Origin of the sequence: Paracoccus luteus (assembly GCF_004522155.1) — a bacterium.
Taxonomy (GTDB): Bacteria; Pseudomonadota; Alphaproteobacteria; order Rhodobacterales; family Rhodobacteraceae; genus Paracoccus; species Paracoccus luteus.
Genome location: NZ_SDEA01000003.1, coordinates 298126 through 310135, shown reverse-complemented (window position 1 = coordinate 310135; position 12010 = coordinate 298126). Strand labels below are relative to the sequence as shown.

The window sequence follows — 12010 nt, the reverse complement described above, 5'->3', positions numbered from 1 at the left end:
CGTCGGCACGGACCTTGGGCCCTGCGGCGTTCCGTCGATGCACCGGTTGACCCAAGTCTTGCCTGTCCGGGGTATTCGTGAAAGTGAATTGTCGGAATTGGGTATTGAACAAACGTCATACCTGCGGCGGACGGCTGACCCCATGCATCATCCCGAAGCGCGGCTTTCCCTGCGCCATCTGCGCCTGATCGATGCCGTCGAACGGGACGGCAGCCTTGCGGCGGCGGCTGTCAGCCTGAACATGACGCAATCCGCGGTGACAAAGGCGCTGCAGGACGCCGAGGCTGCCGCAGGCGTGCCGCTGTTCGCCCGCACCGGCCGGGGCGCGGTTCCCACGCCCTATGGCGCGCTGCTCGTCCGGCATGCGCGTGACGTGATCGCCCGGATGCGCCGCGCCGGGCGCGAGCTGGCGGACCTTAAAAGCGGCACCGGCGGCACGGTCGCGGTCGGCACGCTGCCGTCGGCGGCGGGCGGGCTGGTGCCCGACGCGATCGCGCGCCTGCTGGCGGAGCGGCCGGGGCTGCGCGTGACGATCACCGAAGGGCAGCACGAACGGCTGACCGGCCTGCTGCGCCGGGGCGATCTCGATCTGGTCGTCGGACGGCTTCCGCCCCGGCGTCGGCCCGCCGATCTGGCCGAAACCGTGCTGGCCGCGGACCAGGCGCAACTGGTGGTGCGGGCCGATCATCCGCTGGCCGGGGCGGGCGGCGGCGCGGCGGCGCTGACGCTTGGCGCCTTGCGCGACCGACAATGGATCCTGCCGCCCCCGGACACCACCATGCGCCGACAGATCGACGCAGCCTTCCACGACGCGGGGCTGGACCCGCCCGTGCCCCGCGTCGAATCGCTGTCCTTCCTGTCCAACCGCGCATTGCTGCTGGCCGGGGACTATATCACGGCCTGGCCGCAGCAACTGGCGGCGATCGAGGCGCGGCGCGGGCAGGTCGCCCTGCTGCCCGTCGCATTGCCCGCGACCCAGCGGCCCCTGGGTCTGTGGTGGCGCGCCGATGCGCCCCTGTCCCCGGCGGCGCAGGCGCTGGCGGATGCGCTGCGCAAGGGGGCGCTCAGCCACGACCCGGGCCCACCAGGCTGAGCAGAAGCCGCGCCATCTCGCTTTCCGCATCGGCAAGATCCAGGATCACGTCGAAATGGTTGCGGCCCTCGATGACACGGACCGTCTGGCCCAGGGCGGCGGCGAAGGCATCGGACTGGCGCACAAAGCCCGCCGGCTCGAACCCCGCGCGCACGACGATGGTCTTTGGCGGGCGCGCGGGCAGGTTGGCCAGCGGGCTGAGCGCCGCGACGTCGCCTTGCGACAGCGACAGCCAGTCCTGCGGAAAGCACCGGGAGAGCGGCCCGAGGTCATAAAGCCCGCTGATCGGCATGGCGCCCGCGATGGCATCCCTTGGCAGGCCGGCCTGCGTCCGCCAGCCATCCGCCATCAGCATGCCCACCAGATGCCCGCCGGCCGAGTTGCCGGTGACGACGATCCGTTTGCGATCGATGTTCAGCCGCGGCGCGTTGGTCCACAGCCAGGCAAAGCTGGCCCGGACCTGACGCACGATCTCGGCCAGGGTCACGGCCGGGGACAGGGAATAGTCCGGCACCACGGTCGCGATGCCGCGTTCCGCCAGCATCGGCGCCATGAAGCCCGAATCCCCGCGCGCCAGCATCCGCCAATAGCCGCCGTGGATGAACATCACGGCCGGGCGGGGGGCGCCCTCGGGGTCCGCGCCCCACAGGTCCAGCCGCTCGCCGCTTTGGGGGTCATGGACGTGTTCGGCAGGCGCCAGCCGCGCCAGCGCCGCATCGGTCGCGGCGCGATAATCGGCCATGATGGCGGCAAAGCGCGCCGGCCCGACGGTCGCCTGCGCGCCATAGTCGGCGTCCAGCGCGGCGCGGCCCAGATCCGCGTCAAAGGCCGACATAACGCTGCACCTGCCCGGCGTCGCGGTCCAGGTCCGCCGAGTTGCCCTGCCACACGGTCCGCCCCTTCTCGATGATGACATGCCGGTCGGCCAGCCGCTTCAGCTCGCGGATGTTCTTGTCCACGATCAGGATCGACTGCCGTTCCGACTTGAGCAGGTTCAGGCAGGCCCAGATCTCGGTTCGGATCACCGGCGCCAGCCCCTCGGTCGCCTCGTCCAGGATCAAAAGCCGCGGATTGGTCATCAGCGCGCGGCCGATCGCCAGCATCTGCTGTTCGCCCCCCGACAGCGTCCCCGCCATCTGCCCGTGCCGTTCGCCCAGGCGCGGGAACAGCTCGGTCACGCGCGACAACGTCCAGGGCCGGGGCGCGCCAAGCCGGTTCGCGGCGGTCGCGATGAGGTTCTCGCGCACGGTAAGCGTCGGGAAGATGCGGCGTCCCTCGGGGACCAGCCCCACCCCCCGGCGCGCGACCTGCTCGGGCGCGCAGGCGGTGATGTCGCTGCCGGCAAAGGTCGTCCGGCCGGCGCGCGCGCGAAGCTGTCCCATGACGGTGCGGATGGTCGTCGTCTTGCCCATCCCGTTGCGGCCCATCAGCGTCACCACCTGCCCCTCCTCAAGGGCAAGGTTGATGTCGAACAGCACCGGGGTCGTGCCATAGCCCGCCTGCAGTCGCTCGATCCTCAGCATCAGATGTCCTCCTCGCCCAGATAGGCGCGGCGCACCTCGGGGTTGTCGCGGATTTCCGCGACGGTGCCGGTCGCGATCACGCGGCCATAGACCAGCACGCTGATCCGGTCGGCCAGGTTGAACACGGCGTCCATGTCGTGTTCGACCAGCAGCATCGGAACCTCGGCCCGCAGCGCCGACAGGGTGCGGATCATCTCGGTGCTTTCCGCCTGGCCCAGACCCGCCATCGGTTCGTCCAGCAACAGGACGGCCGGCTTCATGGCGCGCGCGATGACCAGTTCCAGCTGCTTGCGATAGCCGTGCGACAGGTCCGCGACCCGTGCCTTGGCGATGCCGTCCAGCCTGGCGGCGGCCAGCCGCTCGGCCGCCTCGCGCGACAGGTCCGCGCGCGATCCCGGCCCGTCGAATATCTGCCAGATGCGCCCATTGCGGACATGCAGCGCGACCAGCAGGTTCTGCGTCACGGTCGCGTCGTCGATCAGCCGCACGATCTGGAACGTGCGCCCGATCCCCCGCGCCGCGCGCGCCGCCGCATCCATCGCGTCGATGGATTCGCCGCGCAGCCGCACGGACCCGGCGTCAGGTCGCAGCGTGCCGCAAATCTGGGCGATCAGCGTCGATTTTCCTGCGCCGTTCGGGCCGATCAGAGCGTGGATCTCGCCCGCGCGCAGGTCCAGGTCAACGTTGTCGGTGGCCAGCAAGCCCGCGAAACGCTTGACCAGCCCGCGCACGGTCAGGATTGCATCGCCCGCCATCACAGCCGCCCCCCCGTCAGGCGGCGGATCAGCGCGACCAGCCCGCCATGCGTGTTCAGGACCACCAGCAGCAGCACGATGCCCAGAACCAGCGGCCAGTTCTCGGTCCAGGCGCCGAACACGTCTTCCAGCACCAGGATCACCAGCGCACCCAGGAACGGCCCCCACAGCGTGCCGACGCCGCCCAGGATCAGCATGATCATCAGCAGGCCCGACGTGTTCCAGTTCAGCGTATCGGGGCTGGCAAAGCGCAGCAGATTGGCCAGAAGCCCGCCTGCAAGCCCCGTTCCGATCCCCGACAGGATGAACGCCACAAGCCGGTGGCGCGTCGGGGCAAGCCCCAGCGCCGCCATGCGGTCCGGGCTTTGGCGCACCCCGTCCAGCACCGCCGCGAAGGACGAGCGCATGAACATCCAGTAAAGCCAGAACCCCGCGACCGAGATCGTCAGGCAGAGATAGTAGAAATTGGTCCGGTTGCGCAGGTTCAGGCCAAAGAACGCGTTGGCGCCCGACATCATCAGCCCGTCGTCGCCGCCATAGGCCGAAAGCGAGGTGAAGAAGAAATAGACCATCTGCCCGAAGGCCAGGGTGATCATGATGAACTGGATGCCCCCGGTGCGCAGCGACAGCGCCCCGATGATGGCCGCCGCAACGCCCGCGGACAGCATCGCCGCCAGCAGGCACAGGATCAGGCTGTTGGTGCCGGGGATGAACCCCAGGAACGGGGTGCCCCAGTCGGCGTGGTTCGACAGCATCGCCACGACATAGGCGCCGATGCCGAAAAAGGCGGCGTGGCCAAAGCTGACAAGGCCGCCGAACCCCAGCGCGATATTCAGGCTGGCGACCGCGATCGCATAGATGAGGACGCGCGAACCAAGGCTGATCAGCGAGTTCATCCCGACCGCGTCGGCCGCGAAGGGCAGGGCGATCAGCCCCGCCAGCAGAACCGCGCCGAACACGACCGTCGGCAGCCGCAGGCCCTGGCGGGCCTCGTCCGCGGGCGAGGGATGGGCAAGATCGGTCATTTCCTATCCTTTCGCCGGGAAGAAACCCTGCGGGCGCGCCATCAGGACCAGCGCCATCATCAGGTAGATCCCCATCGAGGCGAGGCCGGCACCCAGCGTGTCGGCGGCCGAGGATTCCATGATCCCGCGCAGCATCCCCGGCGCATAGGCGCGCAGCAGCGTGTCAAGCACGCCCAGCACCAGCGCGGCGACGAACGCGCCCCGGATCGAGCCGACGCCGCCGACCACCACCACCACGAAGGTGGGCAGGATGATGCGGTCGCCCATGCCGGCCTGAACCGAATAGATCGGTCCGGCAAGATAGCCCGCCAGTCCCGCCAGCACGGCCCCCAGCCCGAAGACAAGCGTATAGATCAGCTTGATGCGGATGCCCAAGGCGCGCACCATTTCGCGGTCAGCTTCCCCCGCGCGGATCAGCATCCCGATCCGGCTGCGGTTGATCAGCAGGTAAAGGCCGGCCGCGACAGCAATCCCCACGCCGATGATCGCCAAGCGATAGACGGGATAGATCAGCCCGGGCAGCAGCTCGACCGACGCGGAAAGCAGCTGGGGCGGCGCGGCCATCAGGGGCTGGCGGCCAAAGACGATCGTGGCCAGCTGGTTGAAGATCAGCACCAGCGCGAATGTGGCAAGCACCTGTTCCAGGTGGTCGCGGGCATACAGCCGCCGGATGACCAGGAACTCGACCAGCAGGCCGATCACGGCGCTTCCCGCCAGCCCGGCCGGAAGGCCGATCCAGAACGAGCCGGTGACGCCCGCGACCCACGTCCCGATGAACGCGCCCGCCATATAGAACGCGCCGTGCGCCAGGTTGATGATGCCCATGATCCCGAAGATCAGGGTCAGGCCGGCGGCCAGCAGGAACAGCATGAAGCCATACTGGACGCCGTTCAGCATCTGCTCGAAGAGCAGGGTCATCGGGTGGTCCTTTCGATGCCGGATGGGCCAGCGCGGCGCATCCGGCCGGTTGTGATCACATGCTGCACTCGGCGGCGTGGACGTCCCCGCGGGCCTCAGCAATCTTGTCGCCTGCCGCAACGACCGGCACGCCGTCCGCGCCCTTGACGACCTCGGCGGCATACCAGTCCTGAACCGGGTGCTGGTTCGGACCCCAGGCAAAGTTGCCCGAGGGGCTTTCGATCCTGGCGTTGCGGATGCCTTCGCGCAGGGCATCGATGTCGGACACATCGCCGCCCGTCGCCTTCAGGCCTTCGGCCATGATCAGCGCCGTCTGATAGCCCTGCACGGCGTAAGAGGTCAGCGGGCGTTCGGGATATTTCTCTTTCCAGGCGGCGACCATCGCCTTGTTGGCGGGGTTGTCGAGGTTCTCGGCCCAGTGCAGCGCGACCTTGGTGCCGACCGCCTGATCGCCCAGCGCCTTCAGGATGACCGCGTCGGACGCGGGTTCGGGCAGGACCATCGGGATGCTGGTCAGCCCGGCCTGGTTGTATTGCTTGATAAAGGCGATGCCCGCCTCGCCGGGATGGAACTGATAGACGACCTCGGGGTTCGCCGCGCGGATTTGCGCGATCACGGCCGAGAAATCCGTTTGGCCGAGGGGCGTGTAGACCTCGCCCAGGATCTCGCCCTTGAACTCGCGCTTGAAGCCGGTCAGCCCGTCCTTGCCGGCCTGATAGTTGTTGGCCGCGAGGAATGCGGTCTTGTAGCCTTGGTTCTGCGCCAGCAGGCCCGGCATCTCGTGCAGGGTGTCGTTCTGCCAGCTGGCGACGAAATAGTTCTCGCTGCAGCCCTTGCCGGCAAGCGTCGAGGGGCCGGCGTTGGCGCTGATATAGATCGCGTCCGAGCCGGTGATTTCCGGCACGACCGCGCCCGCGACGTTCGAGAACACGATGCCGGTCAGCAGCTTGATTTCTTCGTCGTTCAGCATGCGGTCGGCGATCTGGCGGCCCTGGCCCGGGTCCAGCTTGTCGTCCTGGACCTCCAGTTCGACGGGAATCCCGCCCAGCGTGCCGTCCTTCATCGCCAGCTCGAAGCCGTCGCGGATGTCGGCGCCCAGATAGCCCGCCGGACCGCTGAGCGTGGTGATCATGCCGATCTTGACGTCGGCCGCCGAGGCCGCGCCCGCGGGAATGGCAAGGGCCAGCGCCATCGCCGTGGTGTTGAACAGACGCATCGTTCCGAACCTCCTGTTGCGGCGCCGCCTTGGCGATGGCGCCTGTTCTTGAATCGCGCCAACGCTGCCACCGGACGGGGGCGAAATATAGTGGACAGACGCGCATCAATTCATAATCTCGGCCTATGAATGACACGGCGTTCCCGACCCTGCGGCAGATGGAGGTCTTTCGGGCCATCGCCGTCAGCCACAGCTTCTCGGTTGCGGCCGAACGCCTGGGGGTCAGCCAGCCGTCGCTGTCCGCCTTGGTCCGCAAGATGGAGGCGGCGCTGCAGCTTGAGCTGTTCCACCGCACCACCCGCCGGGTCGAGCTGACCGAGGCAGGGCAGCTGTTTCTTGACCGCGCGGCCCCGTGCCTTGCCGCCGCCGCCGCGCTTCGCGAGGACATGAACGGCTTTCGGGTCTGGCAGAGCGGCGTGGTCCGGGTCGCCGCGCCGCCGCTGCTCGCCTCGGCCGTGCTGCCGCGGGTGATCCGCGAGTTCGCGGTCGCCGCGCCGGGGGTGCAGCTGGAAATCAGCGACGCGGGGACCGCGGACATCATCGAGACGGTCCGTTCCGGCCACGCCAGCTTTGGCATCGGCACCTTTCCCGACGACCTGCCCGACCTGTCATCGACGGTCATCATGCGTGACGAGGCGATGCTGTTCTGCCACCGCGACCACCCCGCGGCCGCCCATCGCGAACTGGGATGGGCCGATATCGTCACGCTTCCCCAGATCACCCTTGGGCAGGATTCGGGCCTGCGCACGATGGTGGAACGCGGCTTTGCCCAGGCTGGTCATCCGTTGCAGCCTGCCTTCCAGGTGAACCAGATTTCGACCGTCCTGGGGATGGTCGCCCAGAACGTGGGGGTGGCGGTGTTGCCGGCCTATGCCCGCGCGCTGATCGGCCACGGGCCGCTGGTCGGCGTCCGGCTGCTGGCCCCGGTGATCGTGCGCAACATCTCGCTGCTGCATGTCTCGGGCCGGCGGATGCCGCCAGCGGTGCAGACATTTGCCGACATCATCCGGCGCACGATCCACGAGCGCCCTTCACAGGATCAGTGCGAGTAGGGGCATCAGGGCCGCGATCACCATGCCCTGAAATCGGGAACATGCCCGGCCGGGCCGGCTGCGCCCTTCCGCGTGCCCAACCCGGCGGGCAATGGCCGGCGCTGCCCGGCAGCGGGCGACGGGGCGCTGAAAGGCGGCGGCCGCGCCGTCCTATTCCATGTGAACGGGCGCGGCCGCCGCTTGCGGGCGGCGCAGCAGCAGGGCCAGCGGAACGGCGCAGATCGTCACGATCATCATCAGCTTGAAATCGTCGATATAGGAAATCATCAGCGCCTGCTGGTTCACCAGCGCGTCCACCTGCGCCAGCGCCCCCACGTCGCCCTGCGCGGCCGCCGGCGACAGCGCGTGCAGCGCCGGGTTGAAGGGGCTGGCCGCCGCGCCCAGTTCGGCGTGGTTGATCTGCATGTTGCGGGTCAGCATCACGGTCACGACCGAAATGCCGATGGACGAGCCGATGTTGCGCACCAGGCTGAACAGGCTGGTCGCATCGGCGCGGAACCGCGCATCCAGCGTCGCAAAGGCCACGGTGGACAGCGGCACGAAGACAAGACCCAGCCCCATGCCCTGTATCACCCCCGAATGGATGATCGGCCCGCTGTCCATCTGCGGGGTAAAGCCGGTCATCATGTCCAGCGACAGGATCGTCAGCCCCAGCCCCGCGACCACCAGCAGCCGCGCATCGACGATGCGCACCAGCCGCCCGACCAGGATCATCGACAGCATCGTGCCCACGCCGCGCGGCGCCATCACCAGCCCGGTGGTGATCGTGGGATAGCCATAGATCCCCGACAGCATCGGCGGCAGCAGCGCAAGGCTGGCCAGCAGGATGACCCCGATCACGAAGATGAAGACGAGGCCGGTCAGGAAGTTGCGGTCGGCAAAGATGCGGGGGTCGATGAAAGGCTCGCGCGCGGTCGCCAGATGGACGCCAAAGACCCAGAAGCCCGTGACCGTCAGAAAGCCATAGACCCAGATCTCGGCGGCGGCGAACCATTCGACCTCGGCGCCCCGGTCCAGCATCAGCTGCAGCGCGCCGATGGCGATGGTCAGCATGGCAAAGCCGAAGAAGTCGAAGCGGCGCGGCCGCATCGGGGTTTTCGGCAGGAACGCCAGGCAGCCCAGCAGCGCGAGGATGCCGACCGGCAGGTTGATGAAGAAGACCCAGCGCCAGTCAAGGCTTTCGGTCAGCCAGCCGCCCAGCGTGGGGCCGATGATCGGGCCGACCATGATGCCCGCGCCCCACATGGCCATCGCCTGTCCGTGGCGTTCCCTGGGGTTGATGTCCAGCAGAAAGGTCTGCGACAGCGGCACGATGGCCGCCCCGAACAGCCCCTGCAGGATGCGGAAGCCGACCATCGAGGTCAGGCTCCACGCCATGCCGCAGGCCATCGACGCCACCACGAAGCCCACGACCGAGGTGATGAACAGCTGCTTGCGGCCGAAACGGTCGGACAGCCAGCCGGTCATCGGCGTCATGATCGCCGCCGCCACGATATAGGACGTCAGCACCCAGTTGATCGTGTCGCGCGAGGCGCCAAGATCGCCCGTCATCGAGGGCAGCGCCACGTTGGCGATGGTGGTGTCCAGCACCTGCATGATCGTGGCCAGCATCACCGACAGGGTGATCAGCCCGCGATGCGGCACGGCCTCGGGCGCAAGGGGGGCGCTCATCGGCCGCGCCTTAGCCGCCGAACGGCATGTGGGGCAGGCTGCGCGTGACGCCGGTGTCCACCGTGACCGAGGCGCTGACCCCCGAAACCAGCGGCGCGGCCTCGGCTGCCTCAAGGCGCAGGCGGACGGGGACGCGCTGGGTCACCTTGACCCAGTTGCCGGTCGCGTTCTGCGCGGGCAGCAGCGAGAACTCGGCCCCCGTGCCCGCGCCCACCGCCTCGACCGTCGCGGCAAAGCTTTGGCCCGGCGCCATGTCGAACTCGACCTCGGCCCGCTGGCCAGGGGCGATATGGGCAAGCTGGGTTTCCTTGAAGTTGGCGTCGATCCACAGGTCGCCGGTCTCGACCAGCGAGAACAAGGGCGCGCCCGCGCCGACGAACTGGCCCGGCCGGAACGACGCCGCCTTGTAGATCACGCCGTCGGCGGGCGCGCGGACCGTGGCCAGCCCGAGGGTGTAGGCCGCCTTGTCCCGCGCGGCCAGCGCCGCCTGCACGGAAGGATGGCTGTCGGTCGGCGCATCCGCATCGCCGCCCAGCGCGGCCAGCGCGCTGGCCGTCGCCCGCTGCAGCGTGGTCAGCTGCTCTTGCGCGGCGCGCAGGGCGTGCTTGGCTTCGTCCAGGGTTGCCGTGGTGGCGACGCCGCGTTCGGCCAGCGCCGCCTGCCGGTCAAGCTCGGTCTGGCGAAAGGCCACGTCGCTGCGCGCCACCTCTTCCTGCGCGAGGGATTGGCGCCAGGCGGCCTTCATCTGCTCGACCCCCAGCCGGGCGCCGGCCAGCGCCGCGTCGGCCTCGGACACCGCCAGCCGCGCAGGCTCGGGGTCAAGGCTGAACAGGACGTCGCCTTCGCGCACCACCTGATTGTCGGCCACGTTCGATTGGACCACCCGGCCCGAGATGTCGCTGGCGATGGCAACCGTCGCCACATGCAGATAGGCGTTCTCGGTCGCCTCATAGCGCCCGCCCGACAGCCAGACCCAGCCGCCCCCGGCCAGAAGCAGGACGGGAACGGCAAGCATCAGCAGGATGCGCCGGCCCTTCCGCCGGGGCCTGGCCGGGTCAGGCGTCGGCGTGACCGGCGGGGCAGGGGCATCCGTCGGGGTCGGGGTCGGGGCGATGGTCCGGGTGGGGGCGGTCATGGGGCGGTCTCGCAGGCTGGGGCCGCGCAGTCCTGGGACTGGGGCGGACCGGACAGGTTGGAAACGATGGTGGACAGCGCCGCGATCAGCACTTGGCGGTCGGTGGGCGAAACGCCGGCCAGCGCCTCGTCGAAGACGATTTCGGCCGTGCCGCGCAGCTCCTCGAAGGCGCGGGTCGCCTTGCGGGTCGGAACGACCAGATTGACGCGCCGGTCCAAAGGGTCTTTCTCGCGCGTCACCCAGCCGCCCTCGACCATCCGGTCGACAAGGCGCGAAACGCTGATCGGCTCGATCTCGAGCAGTTCGGCCAGCCGGACCTGCGGCGCCTTGCCTTCGCGGACAAGCCGGATCAGCAGCCGCCACTGCGCCGAGGGAAGCCCCAGATCCTTGCTGCGGGCCTCGAACCTCCGGCGCAAAAGCCGGGCCGCGTCATGCAGCAAAAGCCCCAGGTTGTTCACCGCGACCGATTCCATGAGGCAGGCATATGGTAAGCATGGCTTACTGTTCAAGAGCGTTGCGGAGAGGCCCGCAACTCCCTCGGGTCAGCCGGTATCGCCCCTTCAGCGGGAACCGTCCGGTCCCCCCGCAGCGGCAAGGCCGCTGCCCGCCGCGTGGCCGTCCGCAAGCGGCTGCGGGGCGGCGCCGTCCCCGATGACCCGCATCGCCGCCTGCCGGAACAAAAGCTGGGCGTTGGTTTCGGGCAGGCTGGCGCGGGTCATCAGCCCGACCGGCCCCTCGGTCAGCGAGGTGCCGAACGGCAGGCGGATCAGCCGCCCGTCGGCGATCTCGCGCGCCACGACGCCGGTCGAGATGAACCAGACCGCGTCGCTCTGCCTTGTATAGACGCGCCCGAACGCGCCCGACACCGTCTCGATCCGGCGGGGCGGGCGGCGCAGGCCGTGGGCGATCAGCAACCGTTCGACGAACGGATGGATCGCCGCCGCCTCGGTCGGATAGATGACCGGAAAGTCGGCGATCCGGCGCAGGTCGGGGTCGTCCAGGATCGGGTGGCCGGGCCGGACGACGACGGCCACATCCTCGAGATACAGCTGGGTAAAGCTCAGCCCCTGCATCGTCTCGGGCGCGCCCAGCCGGCCGATCACCACATCCAGATCGCCCGAGCGCAGCAGCGCCGTCAGATGCCCGTGCCCGCCGTCCGCGATGCTCAGCCGCAGATGGGGCGCGGCGCGCTGCAGCTCGGCCACGACATCGGGCATCAGCCGCGCCGCGACCGACGGCAGTGCGCCGACGCGCATCGACATCTCGGCCGTGCCGCCCTGCGCCGACAGCCCGGCCAGCCCGTGCGACAGCGCGGCCAGTCCGTTCAGCGCATGGCCGTGGAAGAACTCGCCCTGCGGCGTCAGCGACACGCCGCGCCCGCTGCGGTTCAGCAGGCGCGCGCCCACGATCTCTTCCAGTTCGGCCATCGTGCGGGAAATGGCGGGCTGGGTCAGATACAGCACCTCGGCCGCCCGCTTGAGGCTGCCCTGGCGGACGATCTCGACAAAGGACTGGACGTGCCTGAGGCGGATCCTGCGGTCCAGCACTTACCAATTCCGGTAATCGTTGCCCATGATTTCTCATTTTGTCCGGGGCGCGGTTCAGGTCAAGATCAAACGCGG

General features: G+C 69.0%; 12 protein-coding genes. 2 read left to right on the top strand and 10 right to left on the bottom strand.

Annotated elements, in window-relative coordinates:
* Window positions 1-142: 142 nt before the first annotated feature.
* The gene (locus EPA64_RS06435) at window positions 143-1093 is read left to right on the top strand and encodes a LysR substrate-binding domain-containing protein (protein ID WP_134725408.1); all 951 of its coding nucleotides are present in this window, start codon (window positions 143-145) and stop codon (window positions 1091-1093) included.
* Here EPA64_RS06435 and EPA64_RS06430 read toward each other — a convergent pair.
* From EPA64_RS06430 to EPA64_RS06405, 6 genes are read right to left on the bottom strand one after another with little or no spacing between them, the layout of a single operon-like run.
* Window positions 1065-1928 (bottom strand): alpha/beta hydrolase, encoded by an 864-nt coding sequence (locus EPA64_RS06430; protein ID WP_134725406.1) that lies wholly within the window; start codon window positions 1926-1928, stop codon window positions 1065-1067. The genes EPA64_RS06435 and EPA64_RS06430 overlap by 29 nt on opposite strands.
* Window positions 1915-2616, bottom strand: a complete 702-nt coding sequence (locus tag EPA64_RS06425; protein WP_134725404.1) for an ABC transporter ATP-binding protein — start codon at window positions 2614-2616, stop codon at window positions 1915-1917. Before EPA64_RS06425 ends, EPA64_RS06430 begins: the two co-directional genes overlap by 14 nt.
* Window positions 2616-3371 (bottom strand): ABC transporter ATP-binding protein, encoded by a 756-nt coding sequence (locus EPA64_RS06420; RefSeq protein WP_134725403.1) that lies wholly within the window; start codon window positions 3369-3371, stop codon window positions 2616-2618. Before EPA64_RS06420 ends, EPA64_RS06425 begins: the two co-directional genes overlap by 1 nt.
* Entirely contained in the window at window positions 3371-4396 is a 1026-nt protein-coding gene (locus EPA64_RS06415; protein WP_134725401.1) for a branched-chain amino acid ABC transporter permease, read from the bottom strand. Before EPA64_RS06415 ends, EPA64_RS06420 begins: the two co-directional genes overlap by 1 nt.
* A 3-nt stretch (window positions 4397-4399) precedes the next feature.
* Window positions 4400-5314, bottom strand: a complete 915-nt coding sequence (locus tag EPA64_RS06410) for a branched-chain amino acid ABC transporter permease (protein WP_134725399.1) — start codon at window positions 5312-5314, stop codon at window positions 4400-4402.
* Window positions 5315-5369: 55 nt separating this feature from the next.
* The gene (locus EPA64_RS06405; protein WP_134725398.1) at window positions 5370-6530 is read right to left on the bottom strand and encodes an ABC transporter substrate-binding protein; all 1161 of its coding nucleotides are present in this window, start codon (window positions 6528-6530) and stop codon (window positions 5370-5372) included.
* 125 nt (window positions 6531-6655) lie between these two features.
* On the opposite strand from EPA64_RS06405, the gene EPA64_RS06400 reads away from it, so the two are divergent.
* On the top strand, window positions 6656-7582 hold the full coding sequence (locus EPA64_RS06400) for a LysR family transcriptional regulator (protein ID WP_134725397.1): 927 nt from the start codon (window positions 6656-6658) through the stop codon (window positions 7580-7582).
* Window positions 7583-7732: 150 nt separating this feature from the next.
* On the opposite strand, the gene EPA64_RS06395 is transcribed toward EPA64_RS06400, so the two are convergent.
* From EPA64_RS06395 to pcaQ, 4 genes are all read right to left on the bottom strand, one after another.
* Window positions 7733-9253, bottom strand: a complete 1521-nt coding sequence (locus tag EPA64_RS06395; protein WP_134725395.1) for a DHA2 family efflux MFS transporter permease subunit — start codon at window positions 9251-9253, stop codon at window positions 7733-7735.
* Between the two features lie 10 nt (window positions 9254-9263).
* A complete protein-coding gene (locus EPA64_RS06390) occupies window positions 9264-10388 on the bottom strand; it encodes an HlyD family secretion protein (RefSeq protein WP_134725393.1) in 1125 nt (374 codons plus the stop codon).
* On the bottom strand, window positions 10385-10861 hold the full coding sequence (locus tag EPA64_RS06385; protein ID WP_134725392.1) for a MarR family winged helix-turn-helix transcriptional regulator: 477 nt from the start codon (window positions 10859-10861) through the stop codon (window positions 10385-10387). Before EPA64_RS06385 ends, EPA64_RS06390 begins: the two co-directional genes overlap by 4 nt.
* Before the next feature lie 87 nt (window positions 10862-10948).
* Window positions 10949-11935 (bottom strand): pca operon transcription factor PcaQ, encoded by a 987-nt coding sequence (gene pcaQ, locus EPA64_RS06380; RefSeq protein ID WP_167626600.1) that lies wholly within the window; start codon window positions 11933-11935, stop codon window positions 10949-10951.
* Between the last annotated feature and the right edge of the window lie 75 nt (window positions 11936-12010).

Excerpts from the sequence above, each read along its gene's own strand:
- EPA64_RS06435 (WP_134725408.1), top strand. The coding sequence starts at position 143 with ATGCATCATCCCGAAGCGCGGCTTTCCCTGCGCCATCTGCGCCTGATC.
- EPA64_RS06430 (WP_134725406.1), bottom strand. The coding sequence starts at position 1,928 with ATGTCGGCCTTTGACGCGGATCTGGGCCGCGCCGCGCTGGACGCCGAC.
- EPA64_RS06425 (WP_134725404.1), bottom strand. The coding sequence starts at position 2,616 with ATGCTGAGGATCGAGCGACTGCAGGCGGGCTATGGCACGACCCCGGTG.
- EPA64_RS06420 (WP_134725403.1), bottom strand. The coding sequence starts at position 3,371 with ATGGCGGGCGATGCAATCCTGACCGTGCGCGGGCTGGTCAAGCGTTTC.
- EPA64_RS06415 (WP_134725401.1), bottom strand. The coding sequence starts at position 4,396 with ATGACCGATCTTGCCCATCCCTCGCCCGCGGACGAGGCCCGCCAGGGC.
- EPA64_RS06410 (WP_134725399.1), bottom strand. The coding sequence starts at position 5,314 with ATGACCCTGCTCTTCGAGCAGATGCTGAACGGCGTCCAGTATGGCTTC.
- EPA64_RS06405 (WP_134725398.1), bottom strand. The coding sequence starts at position 6,530 with ATGCGTCTGTTCAACACCACGGCGATGGCGCTGGCCCTTGCCATTCCC.
- EPA64_RS06400 (WP_134725397.1), top strand. The coding sequence starts at position 6,656 with ATGAATGACACGGCGTTCCCGACCCTGCGGCAGATGGAGGTCTTTCGG.
- EPA64_RS06395 (WP_134725395.1), bottom strand. The coding sequence starts at position 9,253 with ATGAGCGCCCCCCTTGCGCCCGAGGCCGTGCCGCATCGCGGGCTGATC.
- EPA64_RS06390 (WP_134725393.1), bottom strand. The coding sequence starts at position 10,388 with ATGACCGCCCCCACCCGGACCATCGCCCCGACCCCGACCCCGACGGAT.
- EPA64_RS06385 (WP_134725392.1), bottom strand. The coding sequence starts at position 10,861 with ATGGAATCGGTCGCGGTGAACAACCTGGGGCTTTTGCTGCATGACGCG.